Consider the following 23,516-nt stretch of genomic DNA (forward strand, 5'->3'; position numbering starts at 1 on the left):
TCATGACAAATAAAGATATCCGCATTAACGGCGCGGGCATGACGGCTGGTGGTGACTTTAGAAAGGTCATCATTCGCGGTGAAGGAAGCATCACAACTGACTTAAAATGTGCGGAGTTCATTTGCCGCGGGTCAGGGAGAGCGATGGGACAAATGATGGCCGAAAATGTGCGAGTGGCTGGTCAAGCGAATTTTCATGATGATGTCCAAGCCAAAAATGTTCGCATCTTTGGGCAGACCGAGTTTTTACGCAACGTCCAAGCCGACGATTTCGGGATCTGGGGACAGGCAGAAGTTCAGGGAAATATACAGGCGGAGCGCGTGAGGATTAAGGGAAGGCTCACTGTCCAAGGCGATGTGGAAGCGGAGAGGTTTGAGGCTATCGGAGCGTTTGAAGTCAATGGCCTCCTTAATGCTGGAACCATTCAAATTTCAGTGAAAAGTTTCGGCCCGAGTAAAGTCAAAGAAATCGGCGGGGATGAAATCATTGTAAAAAGGCGGAAAGGGTTAATCGGGTTGTTACACTCTAGAGGGATCTTGAATGCCGAGTCGATTGAAGGTGATGAGATCTACTTAGAATTTACAAAGGCCAAAACCGTAAGAGGCACAAATGTTCGTCTTGGTCCAGGCTGTGACATCGAGACCGTGGAATATAAAACGCATTATCACGCACACGAAGATTCAGTCGTTCAAAAATATGAAAAGGTGTAGAAAGGGTGGTATGATGACAGAACGTAAAAATCGATTAAAGTTTGTTCTTGCAGGACTGATGCTCGGCATGTTTGTGGCTTCCATTGACCAAACCGTCGTGGCAACAGCGATGGGGACGATTGTCAGCGACCTTGGCGGTTTAGACAAATTCATCTGGGTCACAACCGCTTATTTAGTCACGGAACTCGCAGGCATGCCGATTTTCGGAAAATTGTCGGATATGTATGGCCGGAAAAAATTCTTTCTCTTCGGTCTGTCGATGTTTTTATTAGGTTCGGTGCTTAGTGGGACGGCGCAGTCCATTATACAACTCAGCATTTATCGCGCGATACAAGGGATTGGGGGCGGCGCGCTGATCCCGATCGCCTTTACCATCATCTTTGATGTTTTTCCAGCAGACCAACGCGGAAAGTTGTCCGGTGTTTTTGGGGCTGTCTTCGGGTTATCGAGCATTATTGGGCCGCTAGCCGGAGCCTATATTACGGATTATATCAACTGGCGATGGGTTTTCTACATCAATTTGCCGCTGGGATTAATCACGCTGTTTTTGATCGGCGTCTTTTATCACGAGTCAGCGGTACATGAAAAACAAAAAATTGACTGGTGGGGGGCCATCACCCTCGTCACTTCAGTTGTTTGCCTGATGTTTGCCCTAGAGTTAGGCGGAAAAATTTATGCATGGGATTCCGGCATCATCATCAGCTTGTTTGCCGCTTTTGTCCTGTTTATGGTCGCCTTTCTCATAATCGAAACAAAGGCCGAATCCCCCATTATTTCTTTTGAAATGTTTAAAAACCGCTTATTTGCGACGAGCACCCTTGCTGGCTTATTTTATGGCATCGTGTTTGTTGCAGCCGTCATGTTTATTCCGATTTTCATTCAAGGAGTTAAAGGGGGCTCGGCGACGAACTCCGGGATCCTTTTATTGCCGATGAGCTTGGCGTCGGTCATCACTAGCGTTATTGGTGGGATGATTGTCGCTAAATTTCGGTTCCGTACGGTGATGACCCTTTCAAGCCTGATTCTTATTGCAGGGATTATTTTGCTATCAACGCTATCCGTCGAAACATCGCGGTGGTGGATCACGATTTATATGATCATCACCGGTTTTGGCACTGGGTTTTCGTTTTCGGTTCTTAATATGGCAGCGATTCAACCTTTTGATTACACACGTCGCGGTCAGGCAGGCTCGAGCATCAATTTCGTTCGCGAACTAGGCATGACCGTCGGGTTGACGATTTATGGGATGATTCAAAGCCACTTGATGACGAATAAACTGGCCGATGTCATTTCCGGAATGGGACCAATGGGCAAGATGATGTCGGGTGACCCGCGAGCGATGATGGCACCGGAAACTCGCGCCCACATTCCGTCACCGGTGTTAGAAAAATGGACGGACGCTTTGTCATCGTCCATCACCATCACGTTTTTATGGTTGATCCTGCCGGCAGCGTTTACGTTCGTTTTTGCTCTATTGATGGGGAAAGAAAAATTCATCAACCTGACGAACAAAGAAATCTCTGGTTAAAAAAGTCGGGAGAGGACTGGAATGAAATAAAACAATTAGGCTCTGCTAAAGAAACTTGGCTCTGCCAAGTCTTTTTTTTAGGCGAAGGCAGAGCCTTTGGGCTCTTTAAGCAAATCTCATAGACTTTCTAACCGGAATAAAAAGAGCAGGCTCACTGTGGAGCCCGCTCTTTTTTAAATGATAGATTACTCGCCTTCTGTTCCCATCGTTTTGGTGGTCGTTTCTGGTTGCTGATCATAGTTGATGAAAGAAGATGGCGGCATGTCTTTGTCTTGTACTTCACGGCGATAATCAATTTTCGATTTATCCATTGGCACGAAGCCTTTTGGTTTATAGAAGCGAAGCAGGTCGCTGTTGACGACTTTATCGGACATTTCCAGTTCCTTCTTCGCAATTTCATCGTAAGGTTTGCAGAGCTTGCTATCGACTTTTTCTCCGGTGGCATTCAAGTAGCAAGTGCCTTTGACCGACGTGTATTTCGTTGTCACGAAATCGCCGTTACGGAACGGGACGATATCGCGGTGCTGCTTGGATAACAGGTCAGAACCGAAGGCAATAAAGTCTTTCGTATTAATGCCTAACAGGTGCATGAGCGTCGGCCGGACATCGACTTCACCGCCATACGTTTCAATCGGTTTTCCTGGGCTTTTCACTTGCGGAACATGAATGAAAAGCGGAACGCGTTGGAGTTGCGCGTTTTCAAACGGTGTGATTGGCTGACCCATGACTTTCTCCATCGCTTTATTGTGGTTTTCGGAGATGCCGTAATGGTCGCCGTACATGACGATCACCGTATGGTCATAAAGACCGCTTTTCTTCAGATCCGTAAAGAACTGCTTGAGCGCTTCATCCAAGTAATGCGCGGTTTGGAAGTAACGGTTGACGACACCGTCACCGAAATCGCCGGCCGGAAAATCGATATCTTCCGGGTCGAGTTTAAAATCAAAGTGATTGGACAATGTGATGAACTTCGTGTAAAACGGTTGTTTCAAGCCCTTCAGTAAAGGCATGGATTCGGTAAAGAACGGCTTATCTTCCATACCGTAGTTAATCACATGGTCGGGCTGCATGTCATAGTAGCGCGCATCGAAAAATTTGTCATACCCGAGCGACTTGTACATGACATCGCGGTTCCAGAAGGATTTATAGTTGCCGTGAAAGACCGCTGTCGTATAGCCGTGATCATGTAAAATTTCCGGTGCCGCTTGGTACGTGTTTTGCGCTTTCGTGTAAAAGACGGAACCTTGTGATAACGGGAATAAAGAGTTTTCCATCATAAATTCAGCATCGGATGTTTTTCCTTGACCGGTTTGATGGAAAAAGTTTTTGAAATAAAACGTATGGTCGTCCGTTGTCAAGGAATGCAAAAACGGCATGACATACTGCATTTTCCCATTCTCATCAGGCAATTGATAATCAATCATAAAGTTTTGCAAAGACTCAAGAGAGATATAAATGACGTTGTCGCCTTTAGCTTTGCCGAAATATTTGGGGTTCGGCTCTGAATAATTCGATTTCACGTAGTTGGCGACATCAACGACATCGCTGCTGTCGGCCATCGCGCGCTGTGCCGAAGTCCGGGCATTTTGGATCAAGTCGTAAATCGTGTAATTGTATGCCCCAAGATATTTGACCAAATAATTTCGGTCAAACGCCCGTTGCAACAGCTGCGGGCGGTCAGCTTCAGCAAGGCTTAAGTTGATCGCAAATAGAACAATGGCAGCCGTAAACACTGATCCCACAGTCCGCCATTGCAACCGCTCATGCGGCTTCACGACTTTGAAGACGACAAGGGCGATTAACAGCAAAATATCAACAAAATAGATTGCGTCGTGCGGCTCCATCAATGCTTGAGCGCTGCCCGAGACTTCCCCAAAGTTTTTCGTTTGGAAAATAACGGGTAGTGTAATAAAGTCACTGAAGAAGCGATAAAACACGACGTTAGCATATAAAACGATCGTCAAGATCAAGTCGATAATAATGGTTAAAACATACTGCTTGCGACCTTTAAAAATAAGGGCAATGCCAAGGAAGAATAGGGCGGAGCTTGCCGGGTTCAAAAACAACAGGAAGCGTTGCATATTGTTTGAAACCCCTAAGTTAAACTCCGTCAAATAGGCATAATAGGATTTCGCCCATAAAAGCAACACAGCTATAAAGAAAAAGGTCATTTTTCTGTTCATGATTTTCTTTGTAATGTTTAAAAGAGTCATAGTTTCCCCTCCTAAAAAGCCAGAATCGGCCACTTGAAGGAACCTTTGAGGTATGCATTGGCAAAGATTTTCAAGTTATTACCAACCACGGATTTGTTTACTCCATTTATTTTAGTCGGATTGGTCAAAATGTCAAACTGAATCTTTTTCCAAAAAACGACGATTTGTGACTTGCTCTTTATTATTTTAGACGAGCAAATTATATGAAAAGATTCGTTGAATTATGCTAGCAAGCTTCAAATGGCCGCAAAAAAACAGGCATTTTTATTAAGGAAAACCAAACCAAACCCGAACCGTACTGGTATCAATCGAACATCGAAACCGGTAGGGCTCGTTTGTGACAGGTTTTTGAATATTGGTTTTCAATTTTTTCAGCAACGTCTTCTGGTACCTCTTTACCTTCCAGATAATCGTCAATTTGTTCATAAGTGAGGCCCAGTTCCGTTTCATCAGCCTGTTGCGGCTTTTGATCGAGTAAATCTGCTGTAGGCGTTTTTAAGTACAGTTGTTCAGGACAGTTTAAAGCTTTAAGCAAGGCTTTCCCTTGCCTTTTTGTTAAACCAGCTAACGGCAACAAATCGGCGGCACCGTCGCCATATTTCGTAAAAAAGCCTGTGACCGCTTCGGCGGCGTGATCCGTGCCGACAACCAAACCGCGTTTTTCACCAGCAATCGCATATTGCGCGATCATGCGCATGCGCGCTTTGACATTTCCTTTTTGAAAGTCGCCAAGCGGTTCAGGTAAAACAGCGTCATAGGTCGCTTTCAATTGGTCTACAGCCGGTTGAATATTAAATTTATAAGTGTAATCAGGCTGGATAAAATCGAGGACAGCGGCTTCATCATCGGCATCTTTTTGTACCCCGTACGGCAGTCTCACGCCGATAAAAGCATAACCCCCGCCTTCCGTCTCATTGAGCTCATTGGCAGCCATTTGACAAAGTTTTCCGGCGAGCGTTGAGTCTTGGCCGAGGCTTAAGCCCAGAACGAGCGTTTTTGCCCCCGACTTTAAAAGATATGATTTAATAAAATCCACTCGTGCGCGAATCTCGGCTTCAGGGTCAATTTCGGGCCGGACGTGTAAGGCTTGCATAATTTCTTTTTGCATTGGTCGCATGTTCATCACTCCATACAAATAATATATTTTTAACTAAAAGTATAGCGAATTTAGGTAGATTTTACATATTTAAACCCTTAACTGATTTTATATAAATAGATGGTCCAAGGAGAGGATGGCCGGGTAAATTTTTTTTGCATTACCAAATGATTCTCCTTAGCGTTAGCAATTCTAACCGCTGACAACACATATTTACCACCCATTTCTTGAAGTGCCTTGATATTAAGCTGCAAATGACGGATCGTTTTGTGTCGGTACATATAGTGCTGGCCCAACTCATCGACAAAAATATAGCAGCGGCTTCCCCAATCATCAAAATAATGGCGGAGGCGGTCGTTTTTCTTAAGTTCTGGGCTGATGATGCGGCGGAATTCATGTTTATACTTGAGCGGATAGCTTGGCACATAGCCATCCAAGGTATAAAAGCCGTTATACGCTGCGATCGCCGGATGGATGCCGATCGAGATGACGCGATACGTCGACGGCGGTTGGCCAATGTATTTTTTTATCTCTTGAAAAAGCGCCGGTGAATAAAATTCCCGATAGGTTGGAAAGTGGTAATACGTGTATTTCCACTGTTCATTAAAAGAAAAAAGCAACACGATTTGCGAAATTAAAAGGAGCGTTGACACCAAACGGCCGTTTCGGCAGGTTGTTTTAATAATGAAAAGAGCGAGGGCAAAGCCAATGTACCAAAGGACGGGTTCTAAAAAATGAATGCGCCCGAAATTAAAGGATCGGATGATCGGAAATGATTTCTCAAGCGTCCATGTTCCCTGCCAATAGTAGGCGGCTATCAAAAAAGAAAACAAGCCGCATAACCCAAAAATCCACCATAATAGATCAACTTTTTTCTTATATACATAGCCAAGATATAAAGCAATAAGGATGGTCGGAAGGACGATAAATTCTGTTAATCGAATGACATGGGTTTGGCCTATGACAAAATAGATGACGGCGCGTCCGATCATTTCCAAGGTGTTTAATGTGCCGCGGCTGAATTCCTCTCGGTGAGAAAGAAACCGATCTTGAATGAACATTTCATAAATGACCCTGTAGTTTATGGCTAGGTAAAGCGTCGTCATGATTATTAAAGCCGAGAGCCAAGGGATATGCCATTTTCGTTTCTTAAGCGCCTCAGCCAGCCACCATATCCCCATGCAGCCAATAAAAAAACAAAAACTGAGGATAAAACTGGAATAAAATGGGATAAAGCAGATGATCAGCCAATCCCATTTGGTTTGTTGATTCGCTCTGAAGTTAAGAAAAGCGTAAAGCGCAAGCGGCAAGCCGGCGATGGATAAACCTCCAGATGGCCAAAAAGGTAAAAACGCGTAACATAAGGCGGTCCCGATGACCAGCGCTTCTTCCCCTTTTTTAAAGAGATGCCGTTTTAGCAGTAGATACATGCCCAAAAAGGCGGCAAACCGCATAAATGTTTGGTTTAACGTGTAGGCCATAAACGGTTTAAACAGTACATAAAGAATGAGTCCGATATCAAATTCAGAACCAAGTGAATTGCGCGGTACCCCGTTCATCATATTGGGAATCACGCTGTGAAGCCCGCCAAAAAGGGTATGGGTATCTGCCATCAGTTTATACCAAACAACATTTGAGTCTAAATTGTCATGAATGCGTACTCTCGTATCTTCCCCAAGGATGTAATATGGCGAAAGATAAAGGAAAATCAAGACAAGTGCACCCGTCATTAGAAGCCGGTGCCGTGTCATTTCCATCAGCTCCAATTGATAAATAAGTACGCGTCTAGTCTAACCAATTGGACCTAAAGGTTAAACATGACGGAATGGAGGGGATTGGTGTTGACAAATGTTTTGAATAGCATTCAATTTGTTTTTGAAAGAGACGGTGGAGTATGGTGCAAGCGTTCAATATGCGGTTTGTTTTTTTGCATTGTTAATCAATAGCCCGGGTGGATCGACATCGGCGGGATTTGCGATTCTTGATACGATGGCATTCATCAAACCGGATGTTCAGACCATTTGTACCGGTATGGCCGCATCATTTGCCGCGGTTATTCTAGCGGCGGGAACCAAAGGAAAGCGCCTGGCACTGCCGAATAGCGAGATTATGATTCATCAACCGCACGGCGGTGCCAAAGGACAGGCGAGCGATTTGGAAATTAGCGCCCGTCGGATTTTACGGCTTCGTCAAAAACTAAACGAATTTCTCGCGGAGCGCACCGGCCAGCCATTGGAAAAAATCGCTCGCGATGTTGATCGCGACTATTTTATGAGCGCCGAAGAAGCCAAAGCTTACGGCATTGTCGACCAGGTTTTGTGTAAATAAAAGAAGGGGTTGACTCATTAAGGGTCAAACGCCCACCATGATCCATTATTGCGAACCACACGATTGATGGTTTTAGTGGGCATGACCTCGCACTTGAGTCAACCTCTTATTTACTTATACTTGCTAGCATAAGGGAAACTAAGCTCGTCTGTGCTCAAAAGGCTAGGCAGCGCCAAGTTTTCTTTACTTCAATTGAAAATGGGATGCCGTAGTGCTTATCTACTATAACCCATCCATTGTGTTAGAAATAGCACGCTGATCGAGATGGATATAATAACGACTAATCAAGGTGGCTTTTGACATAAATAAATATTTTGGGTGTACCCGATGCCGGGCATGGTACGGATGGTCCGATGCGAGTAAATGGATGGGATACTGGGCTAGCGTTTTAAACCAACGATAAAAGCGACTGTAAATGCCATGAATTTCAAATCCAAGCCGTTCGCTTCCTTGATGGAGCATGGAAATCCCGATGATGCCCTTGATTACATCCGCCCTGTCATGTTTATGAACGTAATGCGCGAGCGTCGGTAAGGCATCTTTGATTTTTTTATAAATAAAAAGCCCTTTGTGGAATTCACTGTTGATGTTAACCATGTCTTTCAAAAGTCGGACATTATGAAGGTGTATTTTAACAAGGAGATCATTTTTTCTAACCATTGTGCCATCCTTAAGAACGACTGGATGTCCCTTATAGCGAACGAGTTTAACTCGGAATACGTTGTTTTTACGGTCATTGGGGTCAAGCAACGTCAAATGGGAACAGAAATAATAGAAGGGGTCCCACAATCCCCAAAGGGATAAGATAAAAGCGCGAAGTTTCATTGCAATGATAATTGGACTCCTTTCATTATGGAGTGAGGACGATTCCTTTTTAGTTTACCTTTTTTGGACCTTTAAAAAAATAGGTAATGGGATTTAATCGCAAGAAAATGGGATTTTCCGTTTAGCGTTGCGGTACAAATATGATAAAATGGATAAAAACATGGAGTTGGAGTGGACCTGTTCAATGTACAAGGATTTATTCACGGTTTTCGGCTATACGATCCAAACGCATGCGGTCATTTCGATCATCGCCATTATCCTCGGCTTTGGGGTGGCTCTGACATTAACGCGTCACACCATTTATCACGAACACGTGTATAACTATATCTTTTGGGCGCTGATTGGCTCCATCATCGGTGCGCGAATATGGCATGTGTTTGTGTTCCAATGGCCCTATTATATGCACCATCCTGCTGAAATCATAGCGATTTGGAATGGCGGGATTTCCATTATGGGGGCGATTGTCGGCGGCATCGTCTCGCTTCTATTATACGTACATAAATACAAGCTCAATTTTTGGGACTTCTCCGATTACCTTGCCCCGGCGTTAATGCTCGGGATGGGGATTGGTCGTGTCGCTTGTTTCTTCGGCGGCGATGCATTTGGTTCTCCGACACATTCCGGTTATGGCATCGTGTATCCCGAAGGCACCATTGCCTATGATACATTTGGTTCTGAACCTTTGTGGCCTGTCATCAACTGGGAGATCGAAGGCGATTTCGTCATCTTCGCCATATTGCTTTACTTTTTCGGCAAAAAAGTTTTCCAAGGCTTTATTTTTTCACTCTTCTTATTCCTATATGGCTTGCTGAGGTTTACGATGGAATTTTTCCGCGGCGACTCCCCGAATTATGCCGGGTTCAGCGGCGGACAATGGACGTCGATCGCTTTTATGATTATCGCCGTAGTCGTGTTCCTTTATTTAATGATCAAACGGCGGGATAAAATCCATGGGCAAGAAGCCTAGAAAAGCTGCTCAATTGGGCAGCTTTTTTTATTCCGGTAAGAAAATCGAGCGTTAATCAGATCAGAAAAAGGGGACATATATGAATCGGCTTGTTTTTGCGTCCGATACGTCGAAAAGAGCATTACGCGGTCAAGTTTGCTATGGCCTGTGGCATATACATGCTATAGGTGATGGGCGTGATTTTTTATAAAAAGCGAAGATTGAAACTTGGACGACGACCATGGCGCTTATCGAATGCCCAAATTTTTTATTTCGCATGCATCGTGTTCATTTCAGTGACCATTATGGGACTAGATTATATCAGCCGTGAGCTGACCCCCGTTTTGATGGACATGGCCCAGAATGAAGCGGAACAAGCGGTCATGTATGCGATAAACTATGGGCTCAGCAACGCGACCTTGGAGCAAATGGAGCATGATATTGACCTCTCAAAGGAAAATATCATTCAAAATAATGCCGATTTTTTTAACGTCGATTATGACAGAAACGGCAATGTCGATTCCATCATTTTTGACAACGCGGCGATCAGAGACTTTTTATTTAACAAGTCGGCGCGTATTCAGACGTTTATGCGGCTTGTCGAAAATGGCACGATCTCCATTGAACATGGCTCGGACCGCATTATTCGTATTAACAGAAAACCGATTGGAACATCCGCAAGTGTCCCGCTCGGCCAAGCAACCGACATGTCTTTATTTGGAAACTTAGGGCCGGAAATTCCGATTCATTTTCAACCCATTAGTGATGTCGAGACGTATATTGATCCAAAAATTGAAGAAAAAGGATTGAATGTTGTTCAAATTCAACTTGTCATCCATGTTAAAGTTAGCGTGCGGATTGTGATGCCTTTTGCCACTAAAACTTCAGTCATTAGACAAGATCTTCCCGTTGCCGAAATGACGTACACCGGTGACATCCCCAAGTATATCAATGGGAAACCTGTTGACCGCACATCGAAAACTCCAACCAATGAGTGAATCTCGATGAAATACCACACGGCTCTGCCTCCGCCTAAAAGGCCCAGCAGAGCCAATTTTTTATTGCGCAATAATGGCCGTATAGTTAAGCCCTTAGATTGGGATAATAAGGTAATCGAAAGGCGAAGGAGGAATTTTCATTGTCGGAATTACTCATGCCAAAAGAACCGCATTCTTATTGGCGGGAATCGGTGGATATACCAAGCTTTGAACCGCTGAAAGAGGATTTGGAAGTCGATGTCGTTGTGGTCGGCGGCGGATTGACTGGCATTGTTTCGGCTTATCTTCTGATTCAGGAAGGATTGTCCGTCGCTCTGATTGAGGCCAGTCGGGTATTGAACGGCACAACCGGCCATACGACCGCCAAAATTACGGCGCAACATCAACTGTTTTATCACGAAATGATCCAGCATATGGGGAAAACCAAAGCCCGGCTTTATTACGAAGCAAACAAAAAAGCGATGGATTTTTATCAAGAAACCGCCAAGAAACTTAACATCGATTGCGATTTGTCCGTTCAGGATGCTTATGTGTACGCAACAACCGATACGTCCGTCACGAAATTGGAAAAGGAGTATGAGGCCTATACGACCTTGGGCATCCCAGGGGAACTTGTCGACCAAATTCCTTTCCCTTTAAAGATTAAACGCGCCTTAGTCATGAAAAACCAATTACAATGCCATCCGCTAAAATTCCTTGTCCCACTTTTAAACGATTTCGTTAAAAAGGGCGGTAAGGTGTATGAAGGAACGATGGCAGTCGATGTTGAGAAAAATAAAAAGCCGACGGTCATTACTCGAGATGGTCGGCGTTTGACGTGTCAATGGGTGGTTTCCGCGTCGCATTTCCCCTTTTATGAATGGCAAGGCCTTTATTTTACAAGGATGTATGCGTCCCGTGCTTATGTTCTTGCCGTAAAAACCGAAAAACCGTACCCCGGCGGCATGTACATTAACGCTGAAAGCCCATCGCGGTCGCTCCGAAGCGCCAAGATTGACGGTGAAGAGATGGTGCTTGTCGTTGGTGAGGACCATAAAACGGGTCAAGGCCTGGATACAAGCATTCACTATGAAAAATTAGCGCAATTCGGCGAAAAAGTTTTAGGCATTAAAGAGATAAAATATAAATGGTCGGCACAAGACCTTTTTACGATTGATAAAGTTCCCTATATCGGTGAGATCACGCAAAGTTATCCGAATATCCTCGTTGCGACCGGCTACAAAAAGTGGGGGATGACTTCCGGCGTTGTCGCCGCTCATATTATGAAGGACATTATTTTGGATCGGGACAACCCTTATCGCAAGGTATTTGCGCCAAACCGCTTTTACGCCGACCCCAGCTTGAAAGAATTTTTGTTGCTAAACGGTGATGCCGCCAAGCATTTGATTCAGGGGAAACTGGATGTCATCGATCGGTCACCTGAAGAACTCGGTCCATCGGAAGGCGGTGTGGTTCTTTATAAAGGGGGACGGAGAGGCGCGTTTCGTGATGAAGATGGAAAATTATATATCGTCGACACAACATGCACGCATATGGGCTGTGAATTGGAATGGAACAGCGGCGACCGCTCATGGGATTGCCCTTGCCACGGCTCACGGTTTAACTATAAAGGTGAAATTTTAGAAGGGCCTGCAGAAAAACCGCTTAAACGATTGGAATAATAGGTCGTCCAAAGGGGTGAATCATCTATGGAGGAGAACCAAGAAAAAGTCATCGAAGAGCTCAAAAAAGTATTGCAGCAATGGATCGGCCGGAGAATTCTCGTGACAAAGGAAGAAAACGGAGATTTAGATCAAACGGTGATTGACCTCGAGCGTTTCAATGAGGAAGTGTATAACCATACCGATGAATATTTGCCAAAAACCGCGGTGCAACTGATCGGAAGCGGCCAGACATTAACGAACGACTCTCAAGCCGCCCTCCCTTATGCCTCCTTTGATATTCCAATCGAAGAAGCTTTAGAGTTGCATTGCGATGCAGAGGGTGTGTTTTTCCGCACGGCCCGAGCCGTGTATACATTAACCCCAATATAAGAAGAGGTGACGGAGGTCAACCTCTTCTTTGTTTGTATTTGTCGAAAAGTATTTATAAACTTTTCTATATACTGTTATATAATAGGGAACATAAATATAATCTGTATTGGTACAATGGAAGGAGGTAAAACCGTGGATTGCCCAATGTGTAATGGAAACGGCGAAATCGCCTGTTCAAACTGCACTGGCAACAGGGGTGACCATTGCACACCGTGTGATGGCTGCCGTGGAGAAGGCTTTGTGGTATGTTTACACTGCAATGGGACCGGCTACTTAGAGTATGGATTTTAATCTGTTGGAAAAGGAGAGATATGGGTTGAAACACATGCCAACAACCGACAGCCGCGCCATCGACTGCGAACTTATCACGAAAGAAGCCGCGGTTTTTATGGGGAAATTACATCGACGTTTTGAGGGCCGGAGAAGACAATTATTGGAATTTCGTAAAAAACGGCAAGAGGCGTTCGACCGCGGACATTTACCGGATTTTCTTGAAGAAACAAAAGCCATTCGGGAAACCGATTGGACGGTTTCACCGGTTCCGCACGATTTGGAAGATCGTCGCGTTGAAATTACCGGGCCTGCCAGTGATGCCAAAATGGTCATCAATGCCCTTAATTCGGGGGCTAAAGTGTATATGGCAGATTTTGAAGATGCACTTACCCCCGCTTTTGATAACCTCCTAAAGGGGCAAAAAAATTTATATGAAGCCATTCGCGGCCGTCTGACATGGACCGCCGAAAACGGCAAGCGCTATCAATTAAATGAAAAGAGAGCGACTTTGGTCGTACGGCCAAGAGGTTGGCATCTCGTTGAAAAACATTTTTTAGTGGATGATGAGCCGATATCAGCGGGTTTATTTGACTTTGGGTTGTACTTTTTTCTGAATGCGAAAACGCTGCTGAAGAATGGCTCCGGCCCCTACTTTTACTTGCCAAAGCTAGAGAGTCATTTAGAAGCGCGGTTATGGAACGACTGTTTTCTTTTTTCTGAAGATGAACTTGGCATTCCACGCGGCACGATCAAAGCCACGGTTTTAATAGAAACCATTCCCGCTGTTTTCGAGGCAGATGAAATTTTATACGAATTAAAAGAACATAGCGCAGGCTTGAATTGCGGCCGTTGGGACTACATTTTCAGTGTCATTAAAAAATTCCGCTGCAACGAACGCTTTATTTTTCCTGACCGCTCGCAAGTCACCATGGAAGCGCCTTTTATGCGGGCATATACGAATTATATTGTCAAAACTTGCCACCACCGAGGTATTCATGCGATTGGCGGCATGGCTGCACAAATTCCCGTAAAAAACGACCCGGAAGCAAATCATGTGGCATTGGAGAAAGTCTACAAAGACAAAAAACGCGAAGTGCTCGATGGCTTCGATGGCAGTTGGGTGGCACATCCGGGATTGGTTGAAGGGGTCATGAAGGTTTTTGATGAGCATATGCCAAATGCCAACCAGATTGAGCGCCAACGCGACGATCTCAAAGTATCGGCTGCGGATTTATTGTCAGTACCAGAGGGCACGATTACCGAGGAAGGGCTGCGGTTGAACATCACTGTGGCCATTCAATATATGGAAGCTTGGCTGAGCGGGCGTGGGGCTGTGCCGCTATACCATTTGATGGAAGATGCGGCAACGGCAGAAATTTCTCGAGCGCAAGTCTGGCAATGGATCCACCATCCGGCAGGCGTTCTCGAAGACGGAAGAAAAGTCACATTAGCGTTAGTACTGGAGCTGATGGAGGAAGAGTGTCAGAAAATAAAAAATGACCTTGGAGCGGATCGCTTTGAAACCGGGAAATTTTCGGAAGCCATTGGCCTTTTCAAAACATTGATTGAGAAGGATGAATTCACGGAATTTTTCACACTTCCAGGGTACGATCTTTTGGAATAACGGCGCATGTGCCCAGAATGCACAAATGTTCACCCTAAGAGGCTTTGATGACGGGGTTTAAAAAAGGGGAGGAGAAAGGTATGACTAAAGTGGAACAAATTCAAAAGTTAAAGGAAGAATGGAAGTCCGAACGTTGGCAGGGGATCGTCCGACCTTACAGCGCTGAAGATGTCGTGAAGCTGCGCGGTTCCGTTCTGATTGAACATACTTTGGCACGCCGCGGTGCCGAGCGGTTTTGGGAACTAATTAATAAGGAAGATTATGTACACGCGCTCGGGGCGTTGACGGGAAACCAAGCCGTGCAGCAAGTCAAAGCGGGTTTGAAAGCGATCTACGTCAGCGGTTGGCAGGTGGCGGCTGATGCGAATGTGGCGGGACACATGTATCCCGACCAGAGCTTGTACCCGGCTAACAGTGTGCCTCAAGTGGTTAAGCGGATCAATCAAGCGTTAGAGCGTGCCGACCAGATTGATCACATTGACGGTAAAGAAGGCAATGACTGGCTCGTCCCAATTGTGGCGGATGCCGAGGCCGGTTTTGGCGGGGCTTTAAACGTTTTTGAAATCATGAAAGCGATGATCGAAGCAGGTGCCGCCGCGGTTCATTTGGAAGACCAACTTTCCTCAGAGAAAAAGTGCGGTCATCTTGGCGGGAAAGTGCTTTTGCCGACACGGCAAGCCGTCCGCCATTTGATTGCTGCCCGCCTTGCCGCGGATGTTTTGAATGTGCCGACGGTCCTTATTGCCAGAACCGATGCCCATGCGGCTCAGCTTTTAACAAGTGATGTCGACCCGTATGATCATCCATTTTTAACCGGGAAACGCTCAACAGAAGGTTTTTATTATACCAGATCCGGCATTAATCAAGCGATCGCCCGGGGTCTTGCCTATGCGCCCTATGCGGATTTGGTTTGGTGTGAAACCTCAGAGCCGAATTTAGAAGAAGCGAAACGATTTGCTGAGGCGATTCATAAAAAATTCCCTGGGAAATTACTTGCTTACAACTGCTCACCGTCGTTTAACTGGAAAAAGAAATTGGATGATCAAACCATTGACCATTTCCAAGAACAATTAGGTAAGATGGGGTATAAATTCCAATTTGTCACGCTTGCTGGCTTTCATGCGCTTAACCACAGCATGTTTCAATTGGCGCTCGATTATCGCGACCGCGGAATGGCGGCGTATTCTGATTTTCAACAAGCGGAATTTGCCAGTGAAGCGAAAGGATACACGGCAACGAAACATCAACATGAAGTCGGCACGGGGTATTTTGATGAGGTGTCGAATATTGTCTCCGGTGGAACCAGTTCCACCACAGCGCTTAAAGGTTCCACCGAAGAAGAGCAATTTGTGTAAATGCTCAAATTTAGTGTACGTTGTTCTGAGGCAAACGGCAAATAAAAGGCATCGGTTTCTTGCTGATGTCTTTTTTCTTTAAGGAAAAGAACGTATAAAAAATCTGGGGTCTACAACAGCGACGTGAACGGTGGTATTTTCCAAGATTCAATAGCGATAAAAATTAGAGTAAGTGCAATTTGCGCTAGCTTTCCGGGAGGAGTGGCGGTCATGGACTCGCGGTATTCCAATGGGGAATGGCTATAAAAGATTGCGCAACAGCCAAAAACTCAGTTAAACCCTAAAAAGATTCCGGGTGTATGCCTGGTTTTTTATACTGGTAAGAAAGGATATCATTTTTAGGCCAACATAAGGGCAACTAAGGTTCTGCCTCTGCCTAAAAGGCTTGGCAAAGCTAATTTTTCTTTACACGCATTGGAAGGTAATATAATAAATTTAAACTTAAATGAAAATCATTATAAAAAAATTGGGCAAAGGGGTTGAAAGTCAAAAAAGGTCAGAGTATAATAAAGGCGTAAGGTCAAAGATAGTCAAACAACAAGGAAGCTCTAAAAATATTTAGAGCGTTATTTAAAACCATTAAGGTCAAAGAAAGTCAAAGTCAAAATAAGAAGTGTGAAAATGAAGCATTGCAGAAGGAGGTTTTTGCTATGCTCTGTGAAAAATGCCATATGAATCCTGCAACGATTGAATTAGATTGGCAAATGAACCATCACCATGAACATTTGCAACTCTGTCAAGATTGTTACAATAAAATGCGTGCTGAAGCGCCTCAATTGAATCTTTTTGGAGGTTCATCTTTTGATGATCTCTTGAAAGGCTTTTTCAGCGATGCCCAAGGCGGACAATTCGCAAACGGCACACCGCATGTAATGACGGAATCTCCGCATCGCGGTGGTCGTGGCGGGTTGCTCGATCAATTGGGCAAAAACCTAACGGCTGAAGCACAAGCGGGTAAGATTGACCCTGTCATCGGCCGCGAGAAAGAAATTGAACGCGTCATTGAAACATTAAATCGCCGCAATAAAAACAACCCGGTTTTGATTGGTGATCCGGGTGTTGGTAAAACGGCCATTGCGGAGGGTCTTGCTCTTCGCATTGTAGAAGGAAAAGTCCCGGCAAAATTAAGGAACAAACAAATTTATGTGCTGGATATGGCAAGCCTTGTTGCGGGTACTGGAATTCGCGGTCAATTTGAACAAAGGATGCAACAATTGATTCGCGAAATGCAACAACGATCTGACGTGATTGTTTTCATCGATGAAATCCATCAAATTGTCGGAGCAGGCTCTGCCGAAGGATCCCAAGACGCCGGCAACATTTTAAAACCGGCTCTAGCTCGCGGCGATATTCAAATCATTGGCGCCACGACCTTAAAAGAATATCGGAAAATCGAAAAAGATGCGGCACTTGAGCGCCGATTCCAGCCAATAATTGTCAACGAACCGACGATTGAGCAAGCGATAGCCATTTTGAATGGCCTGAAGAAACGCTACGAGGACTATCATGAAGTCACTTATACTGATGAAGCGATTCGCGCCTGTGTCACACTGTCCAATCGCTATATCCAAGACCGCTATTTGCCAGATAAAGCGATCGACTTGATGGACGAGGCTGGAGCTAAGCTCAATTTGCGGGCGGCTTCGGAAAATGAAACGGAACTCGAAGCCCAACTTGAAGCGGTGCTAAGGGAAAAAGAAACCGCGACGCGCCAAGAAAACTATGAACGCGCGGCCCAGCTTCGCGATGAAGAACAAAGCTTGCGAGCAAAAATTGCCGAAGTTAAAGGACAAAATGCCGGTAAGGCCGTCGTCAATAAAGCGGATATTGAAGCGCTCATTGAAGAGAAAACCGGCATTCCGGTGCGTCGTTTAGAGAAAAACGAACAAGAAAAAATGAAAAACCTTGAAAGCCGTTTGAACGCAAAAGTCATTGGACAAGCGGAAGCCGTTAAAAAAGTGGCGAAAGCGATTCGCCGTAATCGCGCAGGTTTCAGGCGTCACCATCGACCGATCGGCTCCTTCCTCTTTGTCGGACCGACCGGTGTCGGTAAAACCGAGTTGTCGAAAACGCTGGCGGAAGAACTTTTCGGTGACCGCGAGGCGATGATTCGCTTGGACATGAGTGAATATATGGAAAAACATTCCGTGTCGAAGCTCATCGGTTCGCCGCCCGGTTACGTCGGCCATGAAGAAGCCGGTCAACTGACGGAAAAAGTGCGCCGCAAACCGTACAGTCTCATCTTGCTTGATGAAGTGGAAAAGGCCCATCCAGACGTCATGAATATGTTCTTGCAAATTCTTGAAGATGGCCGCTTGACGGACAGCCAAGGCCGCACCGTAAGTTTTAAAGACACGGTGATCATCATGACATCCAATGCCGGCCAAACCGATGTGAAACCGATCAAAGTCGGATTCGGTCAAGTGACGGAAGAGGAAAACAAAAACGATCTATTGGATCGCTTGAAAGATTATTTTCGACCGGAATTTCTCAACCGTTTTGACGCTATCGTCGCTTTTTCAGCGCTCAGTCGTGAAGATCTCAAGCAAATCGTTGAACTGATGTTGAAAGACGTGTATGCGGCGGCGTCTGAGCAAGGCATCACGGTGACCGTTACAGATGCGGCTAAGGAAAAATTAGCTGAACTCGGCTATCATCCGGCCTTTGGTGCCCGCCCGTTGCGTCGCGTCATCGAAGAAAAAGTTGAAGATGGCATTGCTGAGTTGATGATGGAAGAAAATAATGTTAAAGCAGTCGTCGTCGATGTTGACCATGACGATGTCGTTGTAAAAACCGCATAAAGAGAGGTGGACTTGAAAGAACCTGGCCATAAAAGGACGGGTTCTCCGGGTCCACCTTTTTTAGTCTAAATAGAAGAAATAGTGCGGAGCAGGCAGGACCATTGGCATGTTTTAAAGGATTTGGAAATGAAGGATTTTCCTCCGGAATAAAAATAAATATATAATGGTAGTGTCAGCGGGTTGGGAGGGAAGTCCTTTATGGAAATAACGGTCCCCTATATACTCATTCGAGTCGTCATCGGCATCATCTTATGTATTATTGCCGGAATCTTGCAGTACCGATTCCGCAACATTAATCTTATTTATTTTCTGCTCGTTCTGTTTGTGATCGGCGGAATTGTTTGCCTGATTCTTGCCGATGAAATTCTCTACATACTGTTAACCATTTATTTTATCTTTACAACAGCCGCCTGCGCCTTTATTCGATTCATTCGCTTCATAAGAGACTATCGGAGAAAAAAAGCAAAATAACGAAGAAAGAGGACTCGGATGATCGGTCCTCTTTTCACTTTCAACCTATGACCGCCTTTTGGGCACCGAGGATGAGGCTGTTATCATTTCGTTCTTTTGCGGCTAAAATTTTTTCATAAAGCTCCTCGGCATGGCATTCATAGATGGAAAATTCATCAATGTTTTCATGGTTAAGATGGAGCTGCCCTTCGCCAACATTGCCGCGGTGCTGGCCGGTTGAATAGTAAGGATTCATCTCCACTTCTTTTGATGAAAGCACCCAATAACGAATGACATCCCGCCAAACAGCGATCCAAACAAAAACATCACAGCAACCGGGCTTGATTTGCTGGAAGTTCATGTTAAACGGAAGGGGAGAGTTTGACGACAGAGCCTTAACATACAAAGGTTCCTTGCTGTTGAAATCCACCGCTCTCGATGCTTTCACTTCGATTTTAATGTTTTCCAAGAAGAAATCATACTGGCCCGAGTAGTTTGGATCTAGCTTCTTGGACGGTTTTTTCAATTGAGGCACAAGCTCATGTAGATAATTTTGGGCCCATTTTTCACCAAAGCCCCGCGGGGCACTGATTTCAAAAATCCCAAGATAGCGGTTGTTTTCAATGTAGTTTTTCCGAAGTTCATAGTAATCCGCAAGAGACAGCTTCCCTTTTCCGATTAACGTCGCGATCATATATTCGAATGCATTGAACGGAAAAACCGATTCCAATTGCCGCATTTGTTCTGCAATCTCTTCATGCTCATCAAGTTCGGCGATTAGTGATTCCAGCTTTTTTCTTAAGTTGTCCAAAGGCTTCACCTCGAAAGAAATTTGGTCCGCACTCTCTGTTTAATCACATCGATTTCAGATGGCGTGAAGTGATAGAGGCGCATAATGTGGTCATCAATTTCCTCATAAATACGGCTCCGTTCGTTTTTGTCTTCTGTATCCATCAGTTTTTCAACAAGCTCAACGATGAGGTGCTCGTCGGTGGATGAAGCCGGTGGAATCGGGATCGCTTCAATATGCTGGCGCAACACCTTCACTGATGCAAACGATAGTTCATGGAAAAATTGCGCCGCCCGGGAATTCAGAACGGCCAAAATGTATTTGACGGACCGATTCGGGATCCGCGGGATGACGACATTAGCGCTATTCAAAGAAAGCGTTCCATGATTATCGTACGAAAAAACAAGCTGTTCGTTAATGAAACGATAGATGAGTTTTTCTTTTGCCCGGTACCATTTTTCCGGAGCCACTTGCTGAAAGCGTTCCGGTTGAAAAATCATGTATTGTTCGCTCGAATAGAAATTAAATTTAAAAACATCACCACCGCGAATGACCGGTTCCGCCCCGTCCACGGGTTCATCAAGGACGAATTCTTGATTATTTCCCGTCACAATGCCGAGTGCGAAATCCGCCTGGTCTTTTAAAAATTCAACCCCGGAAAGCGTCCGCATATGATCCAGCACGTCTTCTTCGGCATCCGATGCCCTGACGTTAAAAATGGTTCTTTCATTTTTTGAAAAGCGGCTTTGGGAAACCGTGTAATGCTTGTCCTCATGGACGACCATGATCTCATGATTATCGGCTACTTTTGTGGTTTTTCGCGCGGTGACCAAGATGGATGGCGCAAACACCTTTGAAAAACGATGCCCCAATAGGTTGATTTGACAGAGTTCGGCTTGTTCAATCAGGAATTTTCTCGTTGTCTCATGAATTTGCACATTCAGTAAAGATTCCGGCAAGACATAGGATAAAATCCCGCCGGGTTTGAGGACATCGATCCCATACTCAATAAAAAGGTCAAAGGACTCTAGCGGCCCGTTTGCGGTGACAAATTTCTGCCTTAAAAGTTCGGCTTCTTCATCAGAAAAGCTGTAGCCCCATGGGGGATTTCCGATGACAAGGTCAAAGGTGTCGTCATTTTCTGCCCCGAACAACGTGCCATAAGTTGCCAAAGTATCTTGTTCGCGAATGTGAAGAAGGCAATGCTCCTGATCGTCATAAGGCGTTTCCAAAAGTAACAAGAGGTTGATTTTTGTAAGTATCACAGCCGTTGGGTCAATGTCCCAGGCATATAACGATTCCGAAAGCAGCGCTTTTTCAGCCGCTTCCACTGACCATCCGTTTTCAAGAAGGCGCCTTTTCAACTCGATAAAAAGCCGGATCATGAAATTGCCCGAGCCGCAGCAAGGATCCACGACCCGCGGCGTCAAGGAGCGATCCATGTATCGGAGGCTTTGGTTGATGAGCTGGTCGACGATGTCGGAAGGCGTGTAGTACGACCCTTTATTTTTTCGGGTACCAAGACTCGATAATGACATATATAAAAGGCCGAGCAGATCATCACCTTCAATAAAAGGGAGATGCATGTTTCGGATTTTCCGTAAAATGGTTTTATCCTCTTCATTTAAAGGTTGGGCCGGATTAAAAAGTTCATGGAAGACAGTTCGATAACTGCCAAGTGCCCACCGCCCGTTTTGGAGACCCTCTGTCAGGCTGACATCTGTTTCTGGTACATGAAGAAGACGCCTTTCCACCAATAAATTCAGGGCGATTTCATATAAAATGAGCCTCAGATCGATTTTTTCATTTGTATGGCTCACCCAATGTAAAATCGTTTCCGCCGCCTCTAAATAAACTTTTGATGAGACGTATTCCGCTGGGATAACATGTCCTTTCACGGCCTTTTTGTTTCGTCGGCTTTTTAAACGATGAGATTTGCCCGATGCGATTTCTTCGACGAGTTTTTCGATCGCCTTTCTCTCAAAAAGGAGTCTGCGGTTTTCTTTCTCCACTGGTTGCAATTTTCCAGCCTTTACCCAATTACGGACGGTGGCTTGGGAGACAGAGAGCATCGCCGCGGTCTCCCTTATATCAACATAAGTTGGCTGCATAACGGTGCTTTTCATGTTCTTTCCCCTTAACGTGTTGTCTTACTCCTATATAGTCTAACACAAGCACCCTAGAAAAGGTGCCTTGATCCCCAAATAGTGAGGTGGAAAAATGGATGTATTCGGCTAGGACTAAAGATATAATAAATATGGGAATCATCGTTAAAGCAAAATGTGGAAAAAAGTGGGCTTGTGAAGCTTTTTTTGCCTTGGATACAATCCGTATACAGTAAAGCCGCCAATGCTTCCAGCCATCATGTTGCTAGACGATGAACGATTTGAGAGATCAGGCGAAAATTGATGCAGCGCCTTGATCCGTCTTTAAAACGAGGAGGGAAAATATGAACAATCACGACATCGACTATAAAATTTACGGGGATGATATGCAATTCGTGGAAATCGAATTGGATCCGAATGAAACGACGATTGCTGAAGCGGGCAGCCTCATGATGATGGATGATGCCATTGAAATGGAAACGATTTTCGGTGATGGCAGTAATCAAGGCGGCTTTATGGGGAAATTACTGGGAGCCGGGAAACGCCTGCTGACGGGCGAAAGTTTGTTTATGACGGCATTTACTAACAGGGGTAGCGGAAAAAGACATGTGTCCTTTGCCGCCCCTTATCCTGGTAAAATCATCCCGATGGATTTAAGCGAGTTAGGTGGCAAAATCATTTGTCAGAAGGATGCCTTTCTTTGTGCCGCAAAAGGTGTTAGCGTTGGCATCGAGTTTCAGCGTAAGCTTGGCACCGGCTTTTTCGGCGGTGAAGGTTTTATTATGGAGAAATTGGAAGGCGATGGTCTCGCGTTTGTGCATGCGGGCGGAACAATTAAAGAAATCGACCTTGCCTCCGGCGAACTGTTGCGCGTCGATACCGGCTGCCTCGTGGCTATGACACAATACGTCGATTATAATATCGAAATGGTCCGCGGCATTAAGACCGCTTTATTTGGCGGCGAGGGCCTGTTCTTTGCGACATTAAGAGGTCCGGGGAAAGTGTGGGTGCAATCCCTCCCGTTCAGCCGTTTGGCAAGCCGCGTCTTTAGCGCAGCCCCGCAAATCCCGGGCGGAAAAAGCCGCGGTGAAGGCAGCCTCCTAGGCGGCGTATGGAACTTGTTAGACGGCGATGATTAATTTTTAGCGATCGCTCGGCGTATGGAGCCGATCTGGAATCAGCTTCTCGGCAGCCGCCCGCTGGCATGGGCGGCTGTCTGAGGTTCTTTCGGCCATTTTGAGGTGAGAAGGAGATCAATAGGCCTTTCAGATTGATTTTACCGAATGGGTGGAATAGCAGCCTTTCGGTTCATCAGCGGCTGAAACGTTGCACAACATCCAGATATTGACGATTTTTGATGTTATACAAAAAAGACCGGGTGGATGCCCGGCTTTTCTTATCAACTTTTTCCTTTTATAAAGATTGTGTATCAGTTGAAAGG

Annotated in this window: 18 protein-coding genes; 12 read left to right on the forward strand and 6 right to left on the reverse strand. The window is 45.2% G+C overall.

Translation table 11 applies throughout. The features are described from left to right. Positions 1-2: 2 nt before the first annotated feature. Positions 3-710: a hypothetical protein gene (locus H532_RS0115385; RefSeq protein ID WP_027726210.1), complete on the forward strand. Its 708-nt coding sequence runs from the start codon at positions 3-5 to the stop codon at positions 708-710. A gap of 13 nt (positions 711-723) precedes the next feature. Next, positions 724-2,238 (forward strand): MDR family MFS transporter, encoded by a 1,515-nt coding sequence (locus H532_RS0115390; RefSeq protein WP_027726211.1) that lies wholly within the window; start codon positions 724-726, stop codon positions 2,236-2,238. A 185-nt stretch (positions 2,239-2,423) separates the two neighbouring features. On the opposite strand, the gene ltaS is transcribed toward H532_RS0115390, so the two are convergent. The 3 genes from ltaS to H532_RS0115405 form a co-directional block, all read right to left on the reverse strand. Next, positions 2,424-4,451: a lipoteichoic acid synthase gene (gene ltaS / locus H532_RS19155; RefSeq protein WP_051263376.1), complete on the reverse strand. Its 2,028-nt coding sequence runs from the start codon at positions 4,449-4,451 to the stop codon at positions 2,424-2,426. A gap of 304 nt (positions 4,452-4,755) precedes the next feature. After that, the gene (gene nadE / locus H532_RS0115400; RefSeq protein WP_038112741.1) at positions 4,756-5,559 is read right to left on the reverse strand and encodes an ammonia-dependent NAD(+) synthetase; all 804 of its coding nucleotides are present in this window, start codon (positions 5,557-5,559) and stop codon (positions 4,756-4,758) included. 86 nt (positions 5,560-5,645) lie between these two features. Further along, positions 5,646-7,298, reverse strand: coding sequence for a DUF6044 family protein (locus tag H532_RS0115405; RefSeq protein WP_051263377.1), 1,653 nt, complete (start codon positions 7,296-7,298; stop codon positions 5,646-5,648). 124 nt (positions 7,299-7,422) lie between these two features. Here H532_RS0115405 and H532_RS19160 point away from each other — a divergent pair, with 124 nt between their 5' ends. Further along, complete coding sequence (locus H532_RS19160; protein WP_245566486.1) at positions 7,423-7,875, forward strand: ATP-dependent Clp protease proteolytic subunit; 453 nt, start codon at positions 7,423-7,425, stop codon at positions 7,873-7,875. Positions 7,876-8,097: 222 nt separating this feature from the next. Here H532_RS19160 and H532_RS0115415 read toward each other — a convergent pair whose 3' ends face one another. Next, on the reverse strand, positions 8,098-8,700 hold the full coding sequence (locus tag H532_RS0115415) for a YkoP family protein (protein ID WP_027726214.1): 603 nt from the start codon (positions 8,698-8,700) through the stop codon (positions 8,098-8,100). Between the two features lie 184 nt (positions 8,701-8,884). Between H532_RS0115415 and lgt the strand changes: the two genes are divergently transcribed. The 8 genes from lgt to H532_RS0115460 all read left to right on the forward strand — a co-directional run bounded on the left by lgt (position 8,885) and on the right by H532_RS0115460 (position 19,201). Next, a complete protein-coding gene (gene lgt, locus H532_RS0115420; RefSeq protein WP_027726215.1) occupies positions 8,885-9,667 on the forward strand; it encodes a prolipoprotein diacylglyceryl transferase in 783 nt (260 codons plus the stop codon). A 170-nt stretch (positions 9,668-9,837) separates the two neighbouring features. Beyond that, positions 9,838-10,644: a sporulation protein YunB gene (yunB, locus tag H532_RS0115425; protein WP_081412498.1), complete on the forward strand. Its 807-nt coding sequence runs from the start codon at positions 9,838-9,840 to the stop codon at positions 10,642-10,644. Between the two features lie 140 nt (positions 10,645-10,784). Next, complete coding sequence (locus H532_RS0115430) at positions 10,785-12,305, forward strand: FAD-dependent oxidoreductase (protein ID WP_027726217.1); 1,521 nt, start codon at positions 10,785-10,787, stop codon at positions 12,303-12,305. Between the two features lie 27 nt (positions 12,306-12,332). Beyond that, complete coding sequence (gene ymzB, locus H532_RS0115435) at positions 12,333-12,677, forward strand: protein YmzB (protein ID WP_027726218.1); 345 nt, start codon at positions 12,333-12,335, stop codon at positions 12,675-12,677. Positions 12,678-13,002: 325 nt separating this feature from the next. Then, entirely contained in the window at positions 13,003-14,574 is a 1,572-nt protein-coding gene (gene aceB, locus H532_RS0115445) for a malate synthase A (protein WP_027726219.1), read from the forward strand. Positions 14,575-14,654: 80 nt separating this feature from the next. Beyond that, complete coding sequence (gene aceA / locus H532_RS0115450; protein ID WP_027726220.1) at positions 14,655-15,929, forward strand: isocitrate lyase; 1,275 nt, start codon at positions 14,655-14,657, stop codon at positions 15,927-15,929. A 650-nt stretch (positions 15,930-16,579) separates the two neighbouring features. Next, a complete protein-coding gene (locus H532_RS0115455) occupies positions 16,580-18,730 on the forward strand; it encodes an ATP-dependent Clp protease ATP-binding subunit (RefSeq protein WP_027726221.1) in 2,151 nt (716 codons plus the stop codon). 198 nt (positions 18,731-18,928) lie between these two features. Next, entirely contained in the window at positions 18,929-19,201 is a 273-nt protein-coding gene (locus H532_RS0115460) for a hypothetical protein (protein ID WP_027726222.1), read from the forward strand. Between the two features lie 40 nt (positions 19,202-19,241). Here the strand turns inward: H532_RS0115460 and H532_RS19165 are convergent, their stop codons facing one another. Both H532_RS19165 and H532_RS0115470 read right to left on the reverse strand, forming a co-directional pair. After that, entirely contained in the window at positions 19,242-19,991 is a 750-nt protein-coding gene (locus H532_RS19165) for a hypothetical protein (protein ID WP_051263379.1), read from the reverse strand. Between the two features lie 5 nt (positions 19,992-19,996). Beyond that, a complete protein-coding gene (locus tag H532_RS0115470; protein ID WP_027726223.1) occupies positions 19,997-22,096 on the reverse strand; it encodes a TaqI-like C-terminal specificity domain-containing protein in 2,100 nt (699 codons plus the stop codon). Positions 22,097-22,419: 323 nt separating this feature from the next. Between H532_RS0115470 and H532_RS0115480 the strand changes: the two genes are divergently transcribed. Then, on the forward strand, positions 22,420-23,214 hold the full coding sequence (locus H532_RS0115480; RefSeq protein WP_027726224.1) for a TIGR00266 family protein: 795 nt from the start codon (positions 22,420-22,422) through the stop codon (positions 23,212-23,214). Positions 23,215-23,516 lie beyond the last annotated feature (302 nt).

The organism is Tuberibacillus calidus DSM 17572 (assembly GCF_000430685.1).
In the GTDB taxonomy this organism is placed as follows: Bacteria; Bacillota; Bacilli; order Bacillales; family Sporolactobacillaceae; genus Tuberibacillus; species Tuberibacillus calidus.